Below are 23,965 nucleotides of genomic sequence, written 5' to 3'. Positions count from 1 at the left end.
TCTTAGTTGATAGCTGCTAGGAGGGCATCTGCTTGGACAGAAAGCTCAGCAAGCTTGTCTTCTGAAAGGACTAATTGGCCAGTTCCCCAAGCTTCTGGATTGATACCGACACCAGTAAATTGATCAACCACATTCATGCGAATAAATGGAAGGAGGCTACGGTAGTGCTTGAAGACCTCATCAGGTGAAGTGCCGTTAGCAACAGATGAAACAGTCACCACTTTGGCATTGAGGGCAGAAGGACCGCTTGGATCTGACAAATCAAGTGCGCGTGAAGTCCAGTCGAGCAAGTTTTTCACCACACCTGGGATGGCCCAGTTGTAGACAGGTGAGAAGATCCAGATAGCATCAGCTGCAAGGATTTCTTCACGAACCTTGGCAACAGCAGCTGGAGCTGGACTTTCGAGGTCTTGGTTAAAGAATGGTACATCTTTGTAGTCCAGATAGGAAACCTCAGCTTTGCCAGCTAGAGCCTTTTCTGCTTGTGCTGCTAACTGATGATTGAATGAACCTTGACGAAGTGAGCCAACAATAAATAGTACTTTAGACATAAATATGTCCTCCATTTTATCTTTATTTAAGAGGTGTCCCTCTTGTTACTATCCATGTTACAACAATTGTCACTAATTAGCAATAATTTAGCTCAGCTTTTTGAGAGTTTTTAAAATCCGCACCAAATCTTCTTTGTCGTTTTGGGAGAGGAATGCAGTCATATGGCGGATATTGGCGATGTGCTCTGGCAAGACAGCCTCGATCTTTTTCTGGCCTTGGTCGGTTAGTTGGATGAGAAAGGAGCGGCGGTCATTGGGATCGCAGCTGCGACTTATCCAGCCATCTCTTTCCATGTTTTTGATAACGACCGTCATATTTCCCGATGTAGCCAGCATGCTGTCAATCAAATCTTGAATCCGCAGTTCTCCTTTACTATATAAGGTTTCCAAAACAGAAAATTGGGTTGGCGTCAAATTATGCTTTTTAAAAATTTGAGCTTCGAGATTACGAATGGTGCGCTCAGCCTTATGGAGCACGATAATCGTTTTAAGGTCAAGTAGAGTATCCTTGTCTAGGTTTTCAGTTATTTTCATAGCAACATTTTATCAATAAGTAGTAATAAATGCAAATGTAATAAAAGTCCTAGAAAAATCAGGCTATTTGTAGTATAATGATTCAGTGAAACATAAAATTAAAGAAAGGGCTAAATTTCCTATAAGGCACTATGCCATTGGGCTTTTCCTAGTCCTCACGGCGCTTGTTTTTTCATTTTTTATGATCTTGCACCTTGCTATCGAGCCTTGGCAGTCAGCCAAGGAGGGTTCTCAAAAAATCGCTAAGGAATATGCAGATTTGGAAAGTCTGACGAGCTTTGCGATTTACAATGGCAAAGAGTCCTATTATAGCTTGATTGGGAAAACTAGTAAAAAAGAGGAAGAAGCTGTTCTGATTTCCAAAAATTCCAATAAAATCCATGTCTATCGCTTGCAAGATGGAATGAGTCAGGCAGAGGCAGAGCAAGTGGCCAAGGAAAATGGAGCGACATCTATTGATAAGACCACTTTTGGTTACTTTGACGGTCAGCCTGTTTGGGAAATTAAGTCTGGAAGCACTTATTATAATATCGGATTTGAAAGCAAAACATTGCTCAGCAAGGAGGGGCTATGAAATTATCCAATCGTGTTTTAAATATGGAAGAAAGTGTGACTCTGGCGGCGGCAGCCAGAGCGAAAGCTTTGAAGGCGGAAGGCAGGGATATCCTTTCTTTGACCTTGGGAGAGCCAGATTTTCCTACGCCTAAGAATATCCAGCAAGCAGCGATGGCAGCGATTGAAGATGGCAGAGCTAGTTTTTATACGGTAACAAGTGGTCTGCCTGAGCTAAAAGCAGCGGTTGTAGACTATTTCGCCAAGTACTATGGCTATGAGATTCAGTCTAATCAAGTGATAGTGGCAACGGGTGCTAAGTTCTCCCTCTACACCTTCTTTATGAGTGTGATTGATCCAGGTGATGAAGTCATCATTCCGACGCCTTATTGGGTTAGCTATGCCGATCAGATCTTGATGGCTGAAGGAAAGCCTGTTTTTGCTCAAGCGACAGAGGAAAATAACTTTAAGGTGACGGTTGCCCAGCTGGAATCTGTCCGCACTGAGAAGACCAAGGTCTTGGTTCTGAACTCGCCATCCAATCCGACTGGTATGATTTATACAGCAGAGGAGCTGCTGGCTATCGGAAATTGGGCTGTTGAGCATGATATCTTGATCTTAGCCGATGATATTTATGGCCGCTTGGTCTATAACGGCAATAAATTCACGCCGATTTCTAGTCTGTCAGAGGAAATTCGCAAGCAAACAGTCGTCATCAATGGTGTTTCCAAGAGCTACTCTATGACGGGCTGGCGGATTGGCTATGCTGTAGGTGAGCCTGAAATTATCTCAGCCATGAGCAAGGTTGCAGGGCAAACGACTTCTAATCCGACAGCGGTGGCGCAATATGCAGCCATTGAAGCCTTGACGGGCAGTCAGGATACGGTTGAAAATATGAGATTGGCCTTTGAAGAACGCCTGAATACTATCTATCCTTTGCTGGCTCAAGTGCCTGGCTTTGAAGTCGTCAAACCTCAGGGAGCCTTCTACCTCTTCCCAAATGTCAAAAAAGCGATGGAAATGAAAGGTTATACCGATGTGACGGCCTTTACCACAGCGATTTTAGAAGAAGTAGGAGTTGCGTTGGTGACAGGAGACGGGTTTGGTGCGCCAGAAAATGTCCGCCTCAGCTATGCGACTGACATGGATACACTAAAAGAAGCGGTTCAACGCCTCAAGGATTTCATGGAGAAGTAAGGATGATTGATCATTTTGAGATTAAAGTAAAGGATTTACAAATTTCAAAAGACTTTTATACAAGCTTTCTTGCTCCTCTTGGCTATGAATTGGATTTTAGAACTGACTCTCTACTCAGTTTTGTTGCCCCCAATAGTCCTCATCCTGGTGGAGATTTTTGGTTAGGAAAGGGAGAGCAGGCTCCTATTCACTTTGCTTTTTTTGCAGAAAATCACGAGCAGGTTCGAACTTGCTACGAGGCGGGTTTGAAGGCAGGTGGAAAAGATAATGGTGTACCTGATTATCGGAGTGATCATCTACCTTACTATGCAGCTTTTGTCTTGGATCCAGATGGAAATAATGTCGAAGTAGTCTGCCACAAAGAATAAAAATAGAAAAGAGAAAAAACGTGTCGAAGAAAAATGTAACAATTATTGATGTAAAAAATCATGTTGGTGAAGAAGTAACGATTGGTGCTTGGGTAGCCAACAAGTCAGGAAAAGGAAAAATCGCTTTCTTGCAGTTGCGTGATGGTTCTGCCTTTTTCCAAGGTGTCGCTTTCAAGCCTAACTTTATTGAGAAATTTGGCGAAGAAGCAGGACTTGAGAAGTTTGATACGATCAAACGCTTGAGCCAAGAAACATCTGTCTATGTGACAGGGATCGTCAAAGAAGACGAGCGTTCAAAATTTGGCTACGAGCTTGACATTACTGACATCGAAGTCATCGGCGAGTCAAATGACTATCCAATCACGCCAAAAGAACACGGAACAGACTTCCTCATGGACAACCGTCACTTGTGGCTACGTTCTCGTAAGCAAGTAGCCATGATGCAGATCCGTAATGCCATCATCTATGCTACCTATGAATTCTTTGACAAGAATGGCTTTATCAAGTTTGACAGCCCGATCTTGTCAGGAAATGCGGCAGAGGATTCGACTGAGCTCTTTGAAACCGACTACTTTGGAACTCCAGCATACTTGAGCCAATCTGGTCAGCTGTACCTCGAAGCAGGGGCAATGGCTCTGGGACGTGTTTATGACTTTGGACCTGTATTCCGTGCAGAAAAATCAAAAACTCGCCGTCACTTGACAGAGTTCTGGATGATGGATGCGGAGTATAATTTTGTTACTCACGATGAATCACTCGACTTGCAGGAAGCTTATGTCAAAGCCTTGATTCAAGGCGTTCTTGACCGGGCTCCTCAAGCTTTGGAAACATTGGAACGTGATGTAGAACTCTTGAAACGCTATATTGCAGAGCCTTTCAAGCGCGTTACCTACGATGAAGCGATTGACCTCTTGCAAGCCCATGAAAATGATGAAGATGCAGACTACGAACATCTGGAACATGGAGATGACTTCGGTTCACCGCATGAAACATGGATTTCAAATCACTTTGGTGTACCAACCTTTGTCGTGAACTACCCAGCATCCATCAAGGCTTTCTATATGAAACCAGTTCCTGGAAATCCAGACCGTGTCCTCTGTGCAGACTTGCTGGCACCTGAAGGCTACGGTGAAATCATCGGTGGTTCTATGCGTGAGGAAGACTACGATGCCCTTGTTGCTAAGATGAATGATCTTGGTATGGATACGACAGAATATGAATTCTACCTTGATCTTCGTAAGTATGGAACAGTTCCACACGGTGGCTTCGGTATCGGTATCGAGCGTATGGTAACCTTTGTGGCAGGGACCAAGCATATCCGTGAAGCCATTCCATTCCCACGTATGCTGCACCGTATTAAACCATAAAATGATTCAAACGCCCATGTGGCGTTTTTTCAGCAATGAACTATGAAATAATCCAAATTTAGAAATTTAGAGAAAGAAGAGGTAGAGGTCATGTAAACAGCAGATTAACAAGTGATAAAGGATAGAAATTAAAAAACACTTGTTAAAGGAGAAAATATGTTTAAAAGAAGTTATCGGAAAAATATCGGCCTGATGGCCGGAGTTGAATTTTTTGCCTTTCTAGGCATTACTAGTTTTTGGATTTTATTTCTAAGTCAAAACGGCTTGTCCCTTTGGCAGATTGGGCTTTTGGAAAGTATCTTTCATGCCACTAGTGTCATCTGTGAAATTCCCTCTGGGATGTTGGCGGATCGCTTTTCCTACAAGACCAATCTTTATCTGAGCCGGATAGCTGGGATTGTGTCTTCTGTTCTCATGTTGGCGGGGCAGGGGAACTTTTGGATCTACGCACTGGCTATGGTGATTAGTGCTTGGTCCTATAATTTTGATTCGGGGACAAGCGCAGCCATGGTTTATGATTCGTCTGTGGAGGCCGGACTCAAGGAACGTTACTTATCCATCTCCAGTTTTATGTCTGGGGTGGCTGAAGCGACTCGGTCTTTGGGAACGGTCTGGGCCGGATTTTTTGTCCATGGACAATTGCATCTGACCTACTATATCATGATTGGTACCTCTATCATCGTTCTTTTCTTGACCTGGATGCTGAAGGAGCCAAGTGTCAAAGCAGAGAAAGCAGAACGTCTGACTATGAAAAAGATTATCTGGGCTGTCAAAGAGGAGTTGCAGAGAAATCCTAACCTTTTTATTTGGATGATTCTGTCCCAAATCATTGGCACCTTGATGTGTATGTTTTATTTTTACTATCAAAATCAATTGCCTGATTTAAAAGATTGGCAGATTTCGCTGGTCATGCTGATTGGCAGTGCTTTGAATATCTTAGCGGTCTATCTGGCGAGTATGATTGGAAAGAGGTATTCTGCCTTGAAACTTTTTCCTTCAGTGGTTCTTCTAACTGGAGCAAGCTACCTGCTCTCCTATTTTGGAACACCAGTCATCTACATTTTGATTTATCTAATCAGCAACGCCTTGTATGCTCTTTTCCAGCCGATTTTTGACAACGATTTGCAAAAGCAGCTGCCAAGTGAAGTGAGGGCGACCATGCTCAGTGTCTACTCTATGATGTTCAGCCTGAGCATGATTGTCATTTTCCCTCTGACTGGCTGGTTGATTGATAATCTTGGCTTCGACTGGACGTTTATAGTTTTAGGAATTTTTCTATTAGTATTAACCCCAGTCTTGTTTTGGATTTTGAAGTTAGTTGCAGGTAATCTGAAAGATAAAGTTTAAAAAGAATAATGTAAAGCTTTTTTAGATAGAAAGGGTGAAATATTCCCTTTCTTTTTGTTTCTAAAGTGAATGTTTAATAGTATAAGTCTTAGTTTAAATAGAAATAAGATTAATAAAAGTTAGAATCAAATCCTAATTATTCTATATATTATGGAAAAATACATTATTTTTTGATAATATTATAATATATTCAAATTAAGGAGATGTGGTATGGTATATAGCAAGATCAATTGGGAACAGTATAAACAACCGATTATTTTAAACTGTAAGAACTGGGATGAAATCCCTGAACATTATATGTTTTACAAGGAATTGAATCGTATAAGAGATATCTTGGTTGATTTTAATAAATTGGCAGAGGACAGTAAAAAGAATGGAAAAGCTGACGAGTGTGATGCTGGAAAAATGTTCATTCATAAAGAAATGTCTAAAATGATTGCTATATCTGGTGAACGTGGTTCTGGAAAAACATCCCTTTTGAAGAGTTTGAAAAATATTCTTGAAAAGGAGTATCATGTTTTTGATATTATTGGTCCAGAAGTACTATCTTCTGATCTCAGTATAATAGATGTTTTCGTTTCTATGCTTCGTGATATTGTGAATAGTTTAGACAGTGAATGCCTTAGTACATCTGTTTTGACTAAACTGAATGTACAATTAAAATCTATTATAGCTGCTATTTCAATTGATAAGCAAAAGGAGGATTATTTTAAAAACGGGCACTCTGACTCGTCTATTCTGGACTCTCTAAACAAAAGGGTGCATCTTGATAAACTTTTTGGAGAATTTCTCGAGAACCTTCTTGATATTCTACAAATGAATAATAAGAAGCCAAAAGATTTTGTTTTAATCATTGATGATTTGGATTTGGTGAAAAATCAACTGATCTCAAAGCTTCTTAATGATATTCAGCGTTATCTAGATAAGAAAATAATCATCATCTTTACCTATAGAGAACGTCAATTGGAGAACTCTTTATTTGAAGATTTAATAACTGATAATAAGGAACTTTTAGAGCGTGGGGTGATTGATAATGGAGAAGTCTTTTCGCAAATCAATCAATTTCTACTTAAACTAGTTCCTTTTGGAAATCGTGTCCCCCTCCTTTCAAAGAACGATTTATTAATTAAGGATATGCAGGCTATCTTAAAATCTATTGATCTTGGTCTTGATAAAGATTTAAGAATCTTTAAGTTCGATGATAAATCAAACAATAAGGAAGAGAACCATGGTATAACTGTAGAAGAATGGTTTTATAAGTGTGTATTTATCAGAACTGACTTAAATATTAAACCGATTGATAGTCGTGAGAATACAAAGTTACTGTTGCCTCAGAGTTTGCGAGAAATTATCCAAGTAGCAGAAATTTTTAGTGAGATGGAGCCATTACAAAAAGGAAATTCTGGATTATTTTTTAAAGGTTTGCTGGAAAACCTCTCTGAATTTAAGAAATATATTGATTATAAAATAACAACTCATTTTGGTTCCCTACCATCTAAATTAGAATATTTTAGGCAATGGGAATTAGCTAAACCATACAGTAAAAATCATCTTACTTATTCTTACATTTACAATTTATCTAAGAATTCTAAGAATCTAGATGAAGATGTTAGAAAACCACCTTACCCATTTTATCTTTGGAATCGAGAAGAATACAACTTAACAATTGGTGATGTATTAGCAATTATTGAAGAATATAAACGTTTACCAAATAACATAAACCAATATTTAGATAATCATTTTTGCTATTTAATAAAGATCAATTATTCTATTTACCTTTCTTCTAAACTATTTCAGACATTTGAGAAGATAGAAGAAAATAAGAGCATAATTAAAGATTTCCAGAATAAGAGACAAGAATATTTGGAAGGTTTAGAATCTGATTCAACAGAAATCTATGAAGAGGAGTATGAGGAAAGTTTAAGTTCATTAACTACTTGTCTCCCAGAATTAATTGATTATTTACAGGTGATTAATTCTAATTTTATGCCTCAAGAGTTTAGCTTTCTAGATTATGTTAAAGGTTATAATATAGATGATTACATTCTAATTTTTCCTACAATTGCTAGCTTTGATGGAGATAAAAAGTTGTATTACAAATTCATTCAAAGTTTTATTAATTCTGAATGGCCGGTTCGTGGAGATATTAGTCAGAATATAGAAATTGGGAAATCTCAATTTATTTATAGGAAAAAATATACCTATATACCATTTTTCCGACCCCAAAATAGAAATTATCTATTAAATCTTTTTAGCTGGCCTACTAAATTAGAGTATTTGCTTGAATTTCTTTTGAATTTAGATCGTTTGTATAATCTAGATGAGTCAAATGAGTCAGAGGAGCTACGATCTAGATATATCTATAAAAATGTTTTCCATACGGATCTATTTATAAGACGAAATTATGCATCCAGAGCTCGAGAAACTACAAAGGATAATTATCTAGAAGCGTTGAGAAATATAAATCGGATTTTATCTGGCAATGATCGTTTCTTAGATGTGACTCCTTTAAAAACAATTATTTATAATGAAAACGAAGGAAGTTTTTATGACCAGTTGTATAGAGTTGAAAAATTTGGAGAAATTTTTGATGAGTTGATAGGCATAAATAAGAAAGATGATGAATTTGAGTCTGGAAAGAAAGTTTTCCGAGAATGGTTGATAGGTACAAATAAGAAAGATTATGAACCTTACTATGGTGCGAAAGTTAATCGTGAAGAGTTGCGAACGTTTTTAGAATTTTTATTCTTTATACCTATCTATAAATCCGCAACCTATAAAGAATTATATGAAATTATGAACTCAAGATTTATAACTGTTACTTTGTCATTCGATGATGCTAAAAAATATTATGAAATTGCTGATAGAATCAAAGCCAGATATGTAACATATCAAGATCTTTTAGAACTAGCAGAAATTTACAATAAGTATATTTAGGAGGAGAATTTTGAGACAGATTGACCGTTTTTTACGAACGATTTATAAAGATTTTCCTTTATTTGAGATTTTGATCAATATAATAAAACTTCGGCATCTAGTTATGAATTACCATCAAATTCTTCTATCAAATGGAGGCAAGCATTTGATCTTAAAGACAAGGACTACAGACACGAGGTAAAAAAAGTCTATCAAAGAAGTTATACGGATTATAATGAAGATGAATTAGATAATTTAATCCTTGAATATGGAGAAAAGATTGGTAAATACAGTCCGGCTAAATATAGAAATAATACCTTAAATCTTTTTGTTTATATAGCCAAAGAATTGGTTTTTTACCAAGCTAATTCGCTGACGATAAGTTTTGATTCTTTATTGGAATGGAATGGTATCATCAACAAGATAGATGCAAATATTATTTTTGCTATGAAAGCCGCTATCGAAAACCACAATATTTCTTCTGAAGATGTTCATCGTATTCAACATGACAATTATCGCCTGAAGAGTATACTCTCCGAAGGAATTTCAGAAAATCACATGCATTTGAAAGGTTCCGGCTATACTTCAGAGTTAAATTGGTATGACTTTTCTACTGATACATGCTTTGAAGGTAAAAAAAGTAAAAAATTCTTTAGTGTTTTAAAGAAGAATATAAGGCATTATGAAAATGAAAAACTCGCCTTTCTGAAAGTTAGAATAATAAAGTTTTATCTTTTTGCTCAGACTTTTGATTATAGATTTGAAGACAGTGAATTTAAAAAATTTTTTCACGAAGCGCTTCAATCAGATAGCTTGGATTACTTTGAATGGCTGTATAGCAAGTTAAAACCTCAGATTGAAATATTTAAAGAGTATTGGGAAGAGGAGTTTGCTCATTTCAATCGTTCTCCTAGAAAAGAATTCTTAATAGAACGGAGCTTTTTAAAGCGTCTATTTTCAAAATATTTAACTTGTGAATTATCTGATTTTGATCTATATCTTCTCAATATCTATCTTTTAGCTTTGAATAAATTTAAAATGCTGTTTTATCAGGACAATGAAGGTATGGGCTTTGAAAAGTTTAAACATAGTGAAAATATTAAAGAGGAACTATTAGAGGGGAAAAATCTTAATAAAAGGATCTATAGGACTGTTTTTGATAAATACTATTCCGAAAAAAATGTAAAACAGATTGAATTTCGGATTGCCCCTAAAGCAAATGTAAAAGCGTATTATAAAGTTATTGGGGACTTAAAAAATGTCAATGATGAGTTTAAGAAGAAACATAAGGATCATGCTATCGAATTCGGACTTGTCATCCATTATATTAAAGATAAAGATGATTTTGATCTAAGAGAGGGTGTTTCACGAAAAGAAAAATCTTACTTTGATCTTAGGAGAAAAGCAGAGGTATTAATTAGTTTTTTTGAACATAAGCCTCAAGAAGAGGAGAAAAGTATTCAGCAAAAGATAGTAGGAATTGACACAGCAAATTATGAGTTGAATGTACGCCCCGAAATTTTTGGACCATCCTTTCGTTGGCAGAGAAAGGAGATTGGAAAGAAAAATCCTTTTGGCATTACTTATCATGCCGGAGAGGATTTTACAACTATCGCGAATGGACTTCGGGCGATGGATGAAGTAATTGAGTTTCTTGATTATCGACGAGGTGATCGCTTTGGGCATGGTTTGGCATTAGGATTAGACATTGACAAATATTTTAAGAAAAAAAGAAAAAACGTTATTTCTAATGTTGAAGAATATATAGACGATGTTGTATGGATGTATTATATGATACAAGAGCATCTTTCAGATCATGAAGTGAAAAATTTTCTATTATCGAATGAAATTTCTAGTAACGATATTCTAAGTTTTCTTCAGGGAGAGTTTAATCGAGAAGTTATTAAGTATAATTTCAATGATCATTTTTCAATGTATGATTTTTATTGTGCTTATATGCTACGTGGAGATGATCCAGAACTCTATATTGAAGAGGTAGAGAATAAAAAATATGATAAGTTGGTTCATGACTTTGATTATCGAATTAACTATCACAATAAGAAACATCGCCAAGCTTTTGAAAATAGCAAAGCTAGGGAATTATATTTTCAATATCACTATTCTGAAAAGTACAAAAGAATGCACAAACAAACTATTTCAGTTGAAGTATCTGAAACTTATATTGAAGCTGTCAAACTAGTTCAATTCATTTTACGTCTTAAACTATTTCGAAAAGAAATCAGTATTGAAAGTAATCCTACTTCCAATAGAAAAATTTCATTCATCAGTAAGTATATAGACCTACCATTAATTGAATTGAACAGTATGTTTATAAAACCGGACTCAAAATTCAATCTTCCTATCTCTATTAATACTGATGATAGTGCCATTTTTCAAACTGATCTCTCTCTTGAATATGCATATGTTGTAGCAGCATTATTGCGTGAGGGATATGATATAGAAAGTGTTTACCAATATATCGAATATCTGGTAAAAATGTCGAAAATTCAAAGTTTTATCAACAGAGATTAGATACACAGGGTATTTTTGTGAACAACAAGGAGGAGCTAAGTCAAGTTCCTCTTTGTTTTCTTGTACTCTGATTTTCAGAAAAGCAGAGAAAATTATGGTAAAATAGAAACAGTTTAATGGAGAAGTAGACAGTATGAAAGATTTATTGAAATATTTCAAGGGCTATATCAGGGAGTCTTTGTTGGGCCCCTTGTTCAAGCTTTTGGAAGCCAGCTTTGAACTCTTGGTTCCGATTTTGATTGCTGGGATTGTGGACGAGACCATTCCTAGACGCGACAGCTCCCATCTCTACTGGATGGTTTTTCTTTTGATGGGCTTGGCTGCGTTGGGAGTGGTGGTAGCAGTCGTAGCCCAATATTATTCGTCAAAGGCGGCAGTGGGCTTTACTCGCCAGATGACAAGCGACCTCTATAAAAAAATTCTGCGCTTGCCTAAGGCTAGTCGGGATGAGCTGACGACTTCTAGCTTAGTGACTCGGCTGACGAGCGACACCTATCAGATCCAGACGGGAATCAATCAATTTCTTCGTCTCTTTCTGCGGGCGCCTATCATCGTTTTTGGCTCCATCATCATGGCCTTTACTATCAGCCCGGTCATTACCTTGTGGTTCTTGCTCATGGTGGCAATTTTAACGGCTATTATCGTCCTCATGTCTCGTCTGATGAATCCTCTCTATGCCAAAATTCGCCAGCTGACAGACCAACTGGTCAATCTGACTCGTGAGCAGCTGCAGGGTATGCGGGTTATAAGAGCTTTCGGTCAGACCCAGCGTGAGGTTCAGACCTTTCGCAATCGCAACGAGCTCTATAAAACTTGGCAAATCAGGACGGGAGCTCTGGCTAGTCTGATTAGTCCTCTTACCTTTCTTACAGTCAATGGTACTCTGATTGCTGTGATTTGGCAGGGGAATAGCTTTATCGGCAAGGGCTTGCTGACCCAGGGGATGCTAGTGGCCTTGGTCAATTATTTATTGCAGATTTTGGTGGAATTGCTCAAGTTGGCGATGCTAGTAAATTCCCTCAATCAAAGCTATATCAGTGCAGGTCGTATCAATCAAGTCTTCGAGCAAGCAGAAGAAGATGTCCTACAGGAATTAGTGCAGGAAACGGCTCTGCCAGATCAAGCCATTAAAGTCCAGCAGGTCAGCTTTTCCTATCCAAATGCAGCTAGTCCAGCCTTGACTGGTCTGACTTTTAATTTGAAAAACGGCCAGACTTTGGGTGTTATTGGCGGGACAGGTTCAGGGAAGTCTACTCTGGTTCAGCTGCTGGTTCATCTCTATCCTGTGGCTGCTGGTCAGTTGACCATCTTTTCCCAAGGACACAGTCCTAAAAATCTGAGAGAATGGCGGTCTTGGATCAGTCTGGTGCCTCAGAAGGCGGAGCTTTTTCAAGGAACTGTTCGTTCCAATCTGACTTTGGGTATGTCAAGCAAGCCAACAGACGAAGATTTGTGGCAGGCTTTAGAGATTGCTCAGGCAGCGGACTTTGTCTCTCAGAAGGAAGGCGGCTTGGATGCTACTGTAGAGGCCTTTGGTCGGAATTTTTCTGGCGGTCAGCGTCAGCGTTTAACCATTGCCAGAGCTGTCTTGCGGAGGGCACCTTTCTTGGTTTTAGATGATGCGACCTCGGCTCTGGACTATCTGACAGAGGCTAGACTCTTGCAGGCAATTAAGAATGAATTGACTGAGACCAGTCTGGTCTTGATCTCTCAGCGGACCAATAGCTTGCGCTCAGTGGATCAAATCTTAGTGCTGGATAAGGGAGAACAGGTGGCTCTTGGTCGCCATGAGGAACTCTTAGTCAGCTCTGCCATTTACCAAGAAATCCATAACTCACAACATAGTCAAGGAGAGGAGGGAAAGCATGAAGCATAAGACATCATCTAGCAGCTTGAGGCGTTTGACTCGAGATTTGCTGCAGGCGCGCTGGCTCTTTCTCCTAGCTAGTCTGGGAACGGTGGCTCAAGTGGCTCTGACTGTTCTTCTTCCAGTTTTAATTGGGAATGCGGTTGATAGCGTTCTTCTCCCTCAAGCAGAGCAGCATTTGATGCCGATTTTGGGCCAGATGTTGTTGGTTATCTTAGCCAATACGCTGATTCAGTGGCTCAATCCCTTGCTCTATAATCAGCTGGTTTATCGCTACAGTCAGCAGCTCCGACAGGGCGTTATCAAGAAAGTACACTATCTGCCATTGGCCTATCTGGATCGGCAAGGAACTGGCGACTTGGTCAGTCGGGTGACGACTGACTTGGAACAGCTCAGCAATGGCTTGCTTATGGTTTTTAATCAGTTTTTTGTGGGTTTGCTGACAATTTTAGTGACTATCATTAGCATGGCTAGATTGGACTTTTTCCTCCTGCTTTTGGTTCTGCTTTTGACGCCCCTTTCTCTCTTCTTAGCGCGCTTTATTGCTAGAAAGAGTTTTAGCTTTTTTCAACGGCAGACGCAGGCTAGAGGGGCACAGACCCAGCTGATTGAGGAAAGTCTGACCCAGGAAAGTCTGATACAGGCTTTTAATGCTCAGGAGCAGTTTGATACAGCTTTTACTCGCAGCAATCAAACCTATGCAGACTATTCGCAGGCGGCTATTTTCTATTCTTCAACGGTCAATCCTTCGACTCGTTTTATCAATGCCCTGATCTATGCTTTGATTGTGGGCTTTGGGGCTGTCCGAATCATTCAGGGAACAGGTTTTACGGTTGGGCAGCTGGTAACTTTTCTCAACTACGTCAACCAGTACACCAAGCCTTTCAATGATATATCGTCAGTCATGTCGGAATTGCAGAGCGCTTTAGCTTGCGCAGAGCGAATTTACAGCGTTTTAGACCAAGAAGAGATAGCAGAGTCTGGTCAGGAAATCCTCCAGTCTGAAGATGTCAAAGGACAGATTAGCTTTGAGCATGTGGCTTTTGGCTATGAGCCTGGCAAAGAGCTGATTCAGGATTTGAATATAAGGATTCCAGCAGCTAGCAAGGTAGCTATTGTCGGGCCAACTGGTGCTGGCAAGTCTACCTTGATCAATCTCCTCATGCGATTTTACAATGTAGACAGTGGTCTTATTTCTCTAGACGGTATTCCCATCAGTCATTACACCAGAGCCTCTTATCGTCAGCAGTTTGGTATGGTACTGCAAGAGACTTGGCTCAAGACGGCGACCATTCACGACAACATAGCTTTTGGCCGACCAGACGCCAGCCGAGAAGAGGTCATTGAAGCTGCCAAGGCGGCCAATGCGCATTTCTTTATCCAGCAGCTACCTCAGGGGTATGACACCTATCTGGCGGATTCTGGGGATTCCCTTTCTCAAGGTCAGCGGCAGCTATTAACTATCGCGCGCGTATTCCTGGCTGTTCCTAAAATCCTAATCTTGGATGAGGCGACTTCCTCCATCGATACCCGGACAGAAGTCTTAATTCAGGAGGCTTTCAGCAAGCTCATGGTGGGACGGACTAGCTTTATCATCGCCCATCGCCTGTCCACTATTCAAAATGCTGACATCATCCTCGTCATGGTAGATGGTGATATCGTCGAACATGGTAATCATCAGGAGCTCATGGCAGCCAGAGGTGTTTATTACCAAATGCAGACGGCGCAGGAGTAGAAGGGGAGCTTTGTTAAAGCTCACAGATTGATGCTAAATAAAACGAAAAGAGTTGGAATTTCCAACTCTTTTTACTTATAGTGCAACTTCCTCCAACCCTGTTTCTGTCAGTCTATAAATCTTCTGGCAGACTTCTTTGAGAAAGATACGGTCGTGGGAGACAGCGATAATGGCGCCAGGATAGGTTGCCAAAAGCTGGCGAACCTGAGGCTGAGAGGTGGGAGAGAAGTTGCGGGTTGGCTCGTCCAGCAGGAGGACATTGGGGCGCTCTAGGACCAGTTTGAGCAGGAGGAGCTTGGCTTTTTGGCCGCCGGAAAGCTGCCCAATCGGGTGGCGGGTCTCGTCGCGTGTGAACTGGAGACTGGCTAGATGCGTCAGGATTTTCTCCTCCTGAGCCTTGTCGTCAGAGGGAGCCAGAAAGTCCAAAGGAGAGCTTTCGTCATTCAGCAAGTCTCCATAATGCTGGGGCATGTAGCCGACCCTCATGTCTGTCCGCTCACGCAGGATCTTCCATATTTCCTTAAGCAAAGTGGATTTGCCTGCACCATTAGCACCAATCAGTCCTATTTTTTCCTGACCGCAGACCTCCAGAGTTAGGTTCTCCGCTAGTTGTCGTCCATCTGCTTCTAGTTTCATTCCTTCTAATTTTAGGATTCTTTTGGTCAATAGCAGAGCTTCTATGTCTGAGAAGTGAAGGCTGATGGCATCTTCCTGTGTCGGAATTTCTGTCATTTCAGAACCTGCCTTTTCAAATCGTTTGCCCTGTGAGAGGACGTTTTTTATCTTCTTGGCAACCAGTCGACCTGCAGTAGCATCATGGGTGTTTCGTAAAGTATGCTCCACACTCTGCTTAACCTGTCGGTGTTTTTCCATAGTCTTGGCATGTTCTTCCCGCTCTTTCCGTGCCAATTGACCTTGTTTTTCAAAAGCCTCCTGACGCTGATGGCGGTAATTTTCATAGTTCAGACTCTTGACGCTGGTTCTGGCCTCCTGTTTCTTTTTGATTCGCTCCAGATGAACAATCCTGGTCGCAGCTTGAGCGAGAAAGTGCTCGTCGTGAGAGACGAAAAGGACCGTTCTCTGGCTGTGGCTGATAAAGTTTTCCAGCCAAGTAAGAGTTTCGAGATCGAGGTCATTAGAGGGCTCGTCAAGAAAGAGAATGTCCCAATCACTAGCTAATTTCTTGATGAGCTGGACCTTGAGTTTTTCTCCTCCAGATAGGCTAGAGAGCTGCTGCTGACTGGCAAAGCGCTGGCTGTCAAAGTTGAGCTCTCCAGCATAGCGGTAGAGCTTAGCATAGTCCAGCTCTGTCTCAAAATCAGCAAAGAAATAGTCATTGAGCGTCAGTTGGGCATCCTCTGAAGGTAGCTGCTGGGGTAAGTAGACAGCAGCAGTATAGGACTTATCAATCTGTCCACTGTAGCTGACATAGGAGCTGACCAGTCGCTCGTCTAGCAGGAGCTTGAGCAGGGTGGACTTGCCATTGCCCTCCTCGCCGATAATAGCGACCTTGTCTCCTTGATTGACAGTCAGTGACAAATCTTTGACTAGTTCTTTCAGGTCTTTTAGGTGGGTAATGGTTAGATTTCTTATTTGCAGCATAGGTGTCTCCTTCGTTTTATAATACAAAATACAGCCCTGATTTATTTAGCAGAGCTGTTGAGATTGCACAAAGAAGACACAGGAGTGTCCAAATAGGGTCATTCGTTTGTAGGTTTCCAGCTGGAACTGTCATAGGAGCGACAGGATTAATCTAAAGATAAGCAAATAGATGCTTGAAAGCACAAAAAAACGAAAGTCCCGCGGATATGCAGAAACATGACAAAATCTACTAAATAAAGTTTCCTTTAAAAAATAGACTTAATTTTTCATGTCTCCGTGTACCTCCGAAATTATTCTACCTTTAGTCTAGCAAAAAGGGCAACATAAGTCAATAAAAATCCTGAAAGATTACTTTCAGGATTCGTCATATTTATACGTTGAGCACCTTATCCAAGAAGTCCTTGAGACGTGGATGCTGAGGGTTATCGAAGATTTGGTCTGGTTTGCCGTCTTCTAGGAATTCACCGTCAGCAGTGAAGATGACGCGATTAGCAACCTGACGAGCAAAGCCCATTTCGTGAGTCACGATCAGCATGGTCATGCCCTGCTGAGCCAGATCCTTCATAACGTTGAGAACGTCACCAACCATTTCAGGGTCGAGAGCAGAAGTCGGCTCGTCAAAGAGCATGATGTCTGGGTTCATAGCTAATCCTCGAGCGATGGCCACCCGTTGTTTTTGACCTCCTGACAGGCTGTCTGGTTTGGCATCAGCCTTGTCTGCCAGCCCAACCTTCTCCAAGAGCTCCATACCAAGTTTGTCTGCATCAGCTTGGCTCATTCGCTTATGCTCAACAGGAGCGAAGGTGATATTTTGCAGGACGGTCATGTGTGGGAAGAGGTTGAAGTGCTGGAAGACCATTCCGATATCTTCACGAACATGGTCCACGTTGGTAGCCTTATCTGTCAAGTCATAACCGTTGACAGTAATGGTCCCACTAGTTACTTCTTCAAGTAGGTTCAGGCTGCGTAGGAAAGTTGATTTACCTGATCCAGAAGGACCGATGATACAAACAACATCTCCCTCATAAAACTTCGCACTAATCCCTTTCAGGACTTCATTCTCTCCATAGTATTTGTGTAAATCATTAACATCAATTTTTAATTTAGCCATTAGTGAATCCTCTTTTCTAAGCGTTTAGCCAATCTTGTTAAGAGTGTGATGATGACCAAGTAAAGCACTGTTAGGATAGCATACATCTTGAAGCTCTGATAGTTACGGGCAATGATAATTTTACCTGTTTGGAAGAGTTCGACAAGTCCGATAGCTGATACGATAGTTGTATCCTTGAGAGCGATGACGAACTGGTTGACAAAGTTTGGTAGCATGATCTTGGTTGCTTGAGGCAGGATAATCTTGCGCATAGTCTTTCCATATGAGATCCCCAGACTTCGGCTAGCTTCCATCTGTCCGGCTGGAACTGCTTGAATCCCTCCACGAACAATCTCTGCGATATAAGCACCAGCATTGAGGGATAGAGCAATTGTTCCTGCAACGAAGTCGTTAATCGGACTTTGCTGACCAGTCATAGATTCAATGAGGTTTGGAATTCCCCAGAAGATGAAGGCAGCCAGAATCATAAGTGGAATACCTCGAATAACATCGACAAAAATTTCTGAAATAATACGAAGCGCTTTGATTGGGCTGACGCTAAACATTCCAAAGATAATCCCGATGACCATGGCAATGGCAAAGGAGATCAGTGCTAAAGCAATGGTAATTCCAAGCCCGCTTAAAAGTTGTTTGTAGTTGTTTTGGAGAAGTCCCCAGATAGTTGTTTCATCAACGGTTGTGGAATTATCCTTCTCAGCTGAGAGATATTTATCAAGGATTTCTTGATATTTACCATTGGCTTTTAGATTAGCCAAACCATTATTGAACATTTCGATAAGCTCAGGGTTGGTGCCTGCTTTTACTGCAAAAGCAACTTCACCACTTGGTGTTCCTTCGATTGGCGTTTTCATTTTCTTGCCTTGGTTGATGGCATATTTTACTACGGGCTCATCATCCATAATAGCAGCGACAGAGCCAGAGTTCAGACTATCATACATAGAAGAACCATCTGAAAATGTTTTGATTTTGTAGCCGTATTTGCTTTGATTTTCGACGAGGAAGGTTTGAGAGGCTGTACCATTCTTGACTCCGACGGTCTTTCCTTTCAAGTCTTCATAGGAGCTGATAGTGCTTGATTCTTTCACTGCAAGGATAGAGTTAGCAGTGTAGTATGGTTCAGAGAAATTAAAGGTTTCTTTGCGGGCCTCTGTCACAGACATCCCAGCAATCATCCCGTCAGCTTGGCCAGATTGAACGGCATTGATGGCAGCGTCAAAACCAGGATTAGAAATTTCAAGTGTAAAACCTTGGTCTTCGGCAATGGCCTTGATCAAGTCCATGTCAATACCAGTGTATTGGTTGCTATCATTTTGGAAAACGAAAGGAGCAAAGGATGAGTCGCTGGCAATCGTATATTTAGCTTTGACTGGAGTGGCTTTTTGTCCAGACTTGGTTGTGGTCTCTGGTACTGCTGAGTTTGTTGAAGTTTTGGAAGCAGCAGTCCACTTGTTGATGATGTCCTTCAAGGTGCCATCTTTTTTCATCTGAGCCAAGGCTTCGTTAAACTCAGTGACTAGGTATTCGTATTTGCTGCCTTTTTTGACACCAAATGCGAAGCTACCAACGGCCTCACCCTTCATTGAGATTTTCAGATCTTGCCCTTGACTGATTGCATACTCGATAACGGGTTGGTCATCCATAGCTGCATCAACGGCTCCGGCTGTTAGGCTGTTATACATAAGGTCGCCTGTATCAAATGTTTTGATAGTAAAACCGTACTTGTCCTTGATTTTTTCAAGGAAACGTTGCGCGGCAGTACCGTTTTTAACACCGACTGTTTTTCCTTTGAGTTGATCGTAAGACTTTATTGTATTCGCCTTGGTCGTTGCAATGACAACTTTTGTGTCATAATATGTATCAGACATGGTAAAGACTTTTTCACGTTCAGCAGTCTTAGTCATACCTGCCATAATGGCGTCAGCCTGTCCTGCTTGAACCGCATTGACAGCTGCATCAAAGCCGGGGAAAGACATTTCATATTTCCAGCCTTTGATGTCAGCTACTTTATTGATAATATCAACATCAATTCCTTTATAGGTTTGATCGGAATCTTTAAATTCAAATGGGGCATAAGCCGTGTCAGATACGATTTTGATGGTATCTGCTTGAGTGGTTGTCCCTAGTGCAAGGATAGGGAATAACGCTAGCAGAAAAGCTATGATTTTTTTCTTCATATTTTCTCTCCTTTGTTAGAATATTGTCTGATTATATCAGAAAAATTTGAAAAAGGCAAATATTTTCTGTTTTTATGTCATATCTTCTAACATATGTTGTGACAATGCTATTATTAAGAGCTGTTTTACTTTGCTTGGATAATATGCTAGAATTGAGACACAAATGTGGGTTTGAAGGAAATTTATATGAAACAAATTAAAAGTGATATTTTGATTGCCCAACAATTAGGGACCGCTTTGAAAACTGGGGCGGAAGCACTCATTAGTATTGCAGATGCTTATAAAGATGAGCAGACTAAGCTTTTGGGAAATGATTCTGCACATCATGCAATAGCGCTTTCTCAAAATAAGGCTAAGGATATTTCGGCTGCTATTCAATCAGTTTGCGTCAATATCCAAACCGTTGCAGAGGGATTTCAAGCTATTGATGAGGCTAGTGCCAGTAAATTTCAGCTGATGGAGGGCCGAAATCGTGAATAAAGAGCAGAAGCTCTATGAGCTGAGAAAAGAGGAAGAAAGGCTGCTTCGACAGGAGGAAAGCCTGCTGAAGGAAAAAAGGCTGCTGGAGAATCAAATAGGGGATTTTGAAAGGTACTGTTCAGATGCACAAACCCAGATCTGGGATTCTTTCGAGACTTATCCTTCTTCTAGAATCTTTTTTGAGCAGTTGCAGTCAGAGGCATCCCATGAGTCACGAATAATTTCTGAAAGCTTCTTTGATGATTTGGATAAAGTGATTCTTCAAAAGTGGAAGTTAGAAGATGATTTAAATGATGTCTATTACGAGCGTATCAGAATCAACCAACTGAAGGATGAAGAAGATGGGAATTGAAGTTTATTGCGGAAGTTTAGATGCCCAGACCGAGGGTACAACAATTATGACTAGAAGCCAGTTGGAGAGCTATAAAGAATTGGGAAAGGCTCTGGAACAAGCGGAGAATTCCGCGTCCTCCTTATCGGGTAAAGCTTATGATTCTTTTAGAGCTTTCATTAGCGATGTCATTGTTCCTTTAAAGGAAGCAGGAGTAGCCTTATCTGAAGCGACTCAGACAGATGTGCAATCTCTTTCAAAAGAGTATCGTACACAAGTTGCGGATGAGGATTTACAGGAGGATAAGTTGGTAGAGGATATTCAGCGTTATGACCAATTTATTGCAGCTAATCTGGAATTGATAGATGCCATTGTGACAAGTAAGTCCACCAGTCCTGGTAGTTTTCAACGGCTACAGGGGCTGCAGAAACTGAGCGACACCTATACTGCAGCTCGAAAAGAGCTTCAGGAAAAGTTGGATAAACTCCGAGCTTTCAATGCCAGTTCGTCTGAAATATTCGGAGATATTGATGCTTTGGCGCAAGCGATTGATACTGGTCTGAGCCAGATTACTAGCTCTTGGGATGCCAATACAGGAACCTATAGTGTTCCTGCGGATTTGTCATGGACGATAGTGGCGAGTGAGATAAAAGCGAATCGTGCTTTTGCTAAGAAATATCAGATTGAGCGACCGCACAATCTGTCATGGAAGGAATACAATTCTTATATCACAGGACTGCGCCAACAGGCCGAAGAGTTGAAGAAAGTTGATGGCTGGGATGATGAGGCTGTAAAGAATTATATCAATCAGGTTAAATCAAGCACAGCAAAACTTCAGACAGGTCAAGAGTTTTATAATAAACGTGACGAACTATATGCTCAAACAAAGGAAGTAGGCTCTGACGTCTACACAGGCATGTATGCAGCAAGTAAGATGAGTTCCAGAGAAAAATTAGAATTAGTTCTCAAACATTTAGGAGCTGAAGTAGATGAACATAATTTCATGCATTTAACCAGTGCTACTCATAAATTTTCTGATAAAATGTCACCTCATGGAGATTTTTTGATGTATTTTAGAAAAGATGTAATTTTGACTTTTAAGGACAAATCGCTTAAGGAAGATAAAACTGGCATAGGTCAACAAATTCATCTTTTCCGCTATTATCTTGATCGTCAAGCAATTTATTATATTCGAAATAACTATGAGGGAGCTAGTGATTATGAAAAACTAATGGCTTACGGCAAGGAGCAAGGGCTTACCTTTGATTATACAACGGGAGCTAACTATCATAATCGTTATGATAAAGATACAGATGTTTTTAGACGTCCTTACAATATGAAAGTTCAAGTTCCTAAAGAAAACACAGTTCGTTCAAAAAAAGATTTCAATAATGCTCGGATGGTTGAATTTATTGTGAATCTCGAAACAGGAGAATTTGAGACGCAGTGGGATGCCTATGATCAGCATAAGCTGCCTAATGGTAGATATGATTCCAATCCAGAACATTATACTCATGATGAATTGCATGAAATTGCTAATACAGAGTCCTTTAATTACGGTCCATCAAAAGGGAATAATGACGCAGTCACAGGAATTTATGCTGATCAACATAATAGATTGGATGTTACACAGCCAGCGGACTCTGAACTCAGGCAAAAAGCTAAGAGCATCTTCAAATCTGAAGACGATTTGGGTAAAAAGGGCGGTCAGTATGCAGATATTGTAAAAGGAGGAGGACATAAAGATTATGAAGCTTGGCAAGAAAGAACAAAGGGTATGTCCGAAGATGAAAAAGTGGCAGAGTATAATAAATATAAAGAGTATGCTAGTGGTATCAAGCCTAGTAATCGTGGTTATTCTGGTTACAGTCGTAGCAAGCAATATCAAAAAGACCACGAGTGACGCATATTTATTTTTATCAAATAAGAGATTTGTTTTTATTAAAAGCATGTCAGATATTGAGGCAAACAATGATTCTGGAACAGGATTTGATTTAAAAGATAAAGAGTTTTACTATGCTCATGGAGCTGCGATTAAAGACAACAAACTGTTTGGGGGGAGTAGTAAATATGAAGCTAAGGAATATTATGAAAGAGCGTTAAATAATGAAATATCCTCAATCCTTCTTAATTTAAATGTTAGACCTGATGAAATAAAAAAATCAAACTATCAAATTACTCGCTCACCTGAATCGCTGGTGAATAAATCCTTATTGAAAGAAAAATATCCACCCGAATTTGAGTTACAATATATCTACAGGGAAGAAGATCAGTTTTCAAAGGTGCGCATCACATACAACAAAGATTTTCTGCCAACCAAGATAGAATGGTATTACAAAGGCGAAGAAGGACTTAAATGGTACACTTGGCGGACCTATTCTTATCCCTTCAAGAACAAGTCGGAGTTTGATAAGCGCTTAGACGAAGAAATAGCAAATATTGAAGAGATTGCTAGAGAAAACGAAGGGGACTAATAGCTCTTTCTCACTTATTTTCATACTTTAGTATCAAGGAATCAGAAAGCGAAGAAGGTTAGAGAATTGAAGCTTGGCGAGAAAGAACAAAGGGTATGTTCGAAGATGAAAAAGTGGCAGAGTATAATAAATATAAAGAGTATGCGAATAAGCTTGGTGCTACTCCTGGTTATAGCAACTATACTAATAGTGATGCCTATGCTTGGGACCACTAATAATGCTCTGGAAATTCTTGAACAGAAACGCTTTGTATTTGTTCAAAATCCCAAATATACAAAAATGTATAATAATGAATATGGTATAGGATTTGATTTACAGAAAAAATTATTCTTTATTCCCTTTCATACTGCTATAAGAAATAATACTGTATTTGGAGGATACACTAATCCAGCAAATGCAAAGCAGACCTTCAAAGAAATTCACTGGAATGAATTCTCGTCAGTTATCTTAAATTCAGGTATCACAACTGATGAAATAAAGAAATCAAAATACCAAGTAGTATTGAGCACGGAATCAGTAGTAGATAAGTCCTTGTTTGAAAATAAATTTGTTCCAGAATTAGAACTAAAGTATGCTCTAAAGGAACAAGAATTTTCCAAAATTCGCATCACATACAACAAAGATTTTCTGCCAACCAAGATAGAATGGTATTACAAAGGCGAAGAAGGGCTTAAATGGTACACTTGGCGGACTTATTCTTATCCCTTCAAGAATAAGGCAGAATTTGATAAAAGATTAGACGAAGAAATAGCAAACATTGAAGAGATTGCTAGAGAAAACGAAGGGGACTAATAACTCTTTCTCACTTTATAGTATCAATGAATCAG

General features: G+C 39.9%; 19 protein-coding genes. 14 read left to right on the top strand and 5 right to left on the bottom strand.

The features are described from left to right. Positions 1 to 2: 2 nt before the first annotated feature. Both ACWPVL_RS00860 and ACWPVL_RS00855 read right to left on the bottom strand, forming a co-directional pair. Positions 3 to 551 (bottom strand): NADPH-dependent FMN reductase, encoded by a 549-nt coding sequence (locus ACWPVL_RS00860; RefSeq protein WP_454386253.1) that lies wholly within the window; start codon positions 549 to 551, stop codon positions 3 to 5. Between the two features lie 87 nt (positions 552 to 638). Continuing rightward, positions 639 to 1,085 (bottom strand): MarR family winged helix-turn-helix transcriptional regulator, encoded by a 447-nt coding sequence (locus tag ACWPVL_RS00855; protein ID WP_414263319.1) that lies wholly within the window; start codon positions 1,083 to 1,085, stop codon positions 639 to 641. Positions 1,086 to 1,170: 85 nt separating this feature from the next. On the opposite strand from ACWPVL_RS00855, the gene ACWPVL_RS00850 reads away from it, so the two are divergent. The 9 genes from ACWPVL_RS00850 (at position 1,171) to ACWPVL_RS00810 (ending at position 14,966) form a co-directional block, all read left to right on the top strand. Further along, complete coding sequence (locus ACWPVL_RS00850; RefSeq protein WP_454386251.1) at positions 1,171 to 1,659, top strand: cell wall elongation regulator TseB-like domain-containing protein; 489 nt, start codon at positions 1,171 to 1,173, stop codon at positions 1,657 to 1,659. Beyond that, positions 1,656 to 2,834, top strand: a complete 1,179-nt coding sequence (locus tag ACWPVL_RS00845; RefSeq protein WP_454386249.1) for a pyridoxal phosphate-dependent aminotransferase — start codon at positions 1,656 to 1,658, stop codon at positions 2,832 to 2,834. The genes ACWPVL_RS00850 and ACWPVL_RS00845 overlap by 4 nt, the downstream gene beginning before the upstream one ends. A gap of 2 nt (positions 2,835 to 2,836) precedes the next feature. Further along, positions 2,837 to 3,202 (top strand): VOC family protein, encoded by a 366-nt coding sequence (locus ACWPVL_RS00840; protein WP_149555396.1) that lies wholly within the window; start codon positions 2,837 to 2,839, stop codon positions 3,200 to 3,202. A 20-nt stretch (positions 3,203 to 3,222) separates the two neighbouring features. Further along, complete coding sequence (gene asnS / locus ACWPVL_RS00835) at positions 3,223 to 4,569, top strand: asparagine--tRNA ligase (RefSeq protein WP_454386247.1); 1,347 nt, start codon at positions 3,223 to 3,225, stop codon at positions 4,567 to 4,569. A 156-nt stretch (positions 4,570 to 4,725) separates the two neighbouring features. Next, positions 4,726 to 5,916: an MFS transporter gene (locus ACWPVL_RS00830; protein ID WP_454386245.1), complete on the top strand. Its 1,191-nt coding sequence runs from the start codon at positions 4,726 to 4,728 to the stop codon at positions 5,914 to 5,916. Between the two features lie 210 nt (positions 5,917 to 6,126). Next, positions 6,127 to 8,853 (top strand): AAA family ATPase, encoded by a 2,727-nt coding sequence (locus ACWPVL_RS00825; protein WP_454386243.1) that lies wholly within the window; start codon positions 6,127 to 6,129, stop codon positions 8,851 to 8,853. 375 nt (positions 8,854 to 9,228) lie between these two features. After that, entirely contained in the window at positions 9,229 to 11,364 is a 2,136-nt protein-coding gene (locus ACWPVL_RS00820; RefSeq protein ID WP_454386241.1) for a hypothetical protein, read from the top strand. Between the two features lie 133 nt (positions 11,365 to 11,497). Beyond that, positions 11,498 to 13,240, top strand: coding sequence for an ABC transporter ATP-binding protein (locus tag ACWPVL_RS00815; protein ID WP_454386239.1), 1,743 nt, complete (start codon positions 11,498 to 11,500; stop codon positions 13,238 to 13,240). Further along, entirely contained in the window at positions 13,230 to 14,966 is a 1,737-nt protein-coding gene (locus ACWPVL_RS00810; protein ID WP_454386237.1) for an ABC transporter ATP-binding protein, read from the top strand. Before ACWPVL_RS00815 ends, ACWPVL_RS00810 begins: the two co-directional genes overlap by 11 nt. 75 nt (positions 14,967 to 15,041) lie before the next feature. Here the strand turns inward: ACWPVL_RS00810 and ACWPVL_RS00805 are convergent, their stop codons facing one another. From ACWPVL_RS00805 to ACWPVL_RS00795, 3 genes are all read right to left on the bottom strand, one after another. Further along, entirely contained in the window at positions 15,042 to 16,568 is a 1,527-nt protein-coding gene (locus tag ACWPVL_RS00805; protein WP_454386235.1) for an ATP-binding cassette domain-containing protein, read from the bottom strand. Between the two features lie 370 nt (positions 16,569 to 16,938). Further along, complete coding sequence (locus ACWPVL_RS00800; RefSeq protein ID WP_005590533.1) at positions 16,939 to 17,679, bottom strand: amino acid ABC transporter ATP-binding protein; 741 nt, start codon at positions 17,677 to 17,679, stop codon at positions 16,939 to 16,941. Then, positions 17,679 to 19,853, bottom strand: coding sequence for an ABC transporter substrate-binding protein/permease (locus ACWPVL_RS00795; RefSeq protein WP_454386232.1), 2,175 nt, complete (start codon positions 19,851 to 19,853; stop codon positions 17,679 to 17,681). Before ACWPVL_RS00795 ends, ACWPVL_RS00800 begins: the two co-directional genes overlap by 1 nt. Positions 19,854 to 20,039: 186 nt before the next feature. Between ACWPVL_RS00795 and ACWPVL_RS00790 the strand changes: the two genes are divergently transcribed. The 5 genes from ACWPVL_RS00790 to ACWPVL_RS00770 all read left to right on the top strand — a co-directional run bounded on the left by ACWPVL_RS00790 (position 20,040) and on the right by ACWPVL_RS00770 (position 23,930). Then, positions 20,040 to 20,333: a TIGR04197 family type VII secretion effector gene (locus ACWPVL_RS00790; protein ID WP_454386230.1), complete on the top strand. Its 294-nt coding sequence runs from the start codon at positions 20,040 to 20,042 to the stop codon at positions 20,331 to 20,333. Further along, positions 20,326 to 20,685: a flagellar hook-associated protein gene (locus ACWPVL_RS00785; protein ID WP_454386228.1), complete on the top strand. Its 360-nt coding sequence runs from the start codon at positions 20,326 to 20,328 to the stop codon at positions 20,683 to 20,685. The genes ACWPVL_RS00790 and ACWPVL_RS00785 overlap by 8 nt, the downstream gene beginning before the upstream one ends. Continuing rightward, a complete protein-coding gene (locus ACWPVL_RS00780) occupies positions 20,675 to 22,567 on the top strand; it encodes a DUF3114 domain-containing protein (RefSeq protein WP_454386226.1) in 1,893 nt (630 codons plus the stop codon). Before ACWPVL_RS00785 ends, ACWPVL_RS00780 begins: the two co-directional genes overlap by 11 nt. A 46-nt stretch (positions 22,568 to 22,613) precedes the next feature. After that, positions 22,614 to 23,138 carry a hypothetical protein gene (locus ACWPVL_RS00775; protein ID WP_454386224.1) on the top strand — a complete coding sequence of 175 codons (525 nt, stop codon included), beginning with the start codon at positions 22,614 to 22,616 and terminating at the stop codon, positions 23,136 to 23,138. Positions 23,139 to 23,243: 105 nt separating this feature from the next. Next, positions 23,244 to 23,930: a hypothetical protein gene (locus ACWPVL_RS00770; RefSeq protein ID WP_454386222.1), complete on the top strand. Its 687-nt coding sequence runs from the start codon at positions 23,244 to 23,246 to the stop codon at positions 23,928 to 23,930. The last annotated feature ends 35 nt before the right edge of the window (positions 23,931 to 23,965 follow it).

The sequence above is a fragment of the Streptococcus sp. Marseille-Q8145 genome (genome assembly GCF_965112035.1).
The sequence above is the reverse complement of the archived record's forward strand: the minus strand, read 5'-3'. Positions and strand labels throughout refer to the sequence as shown.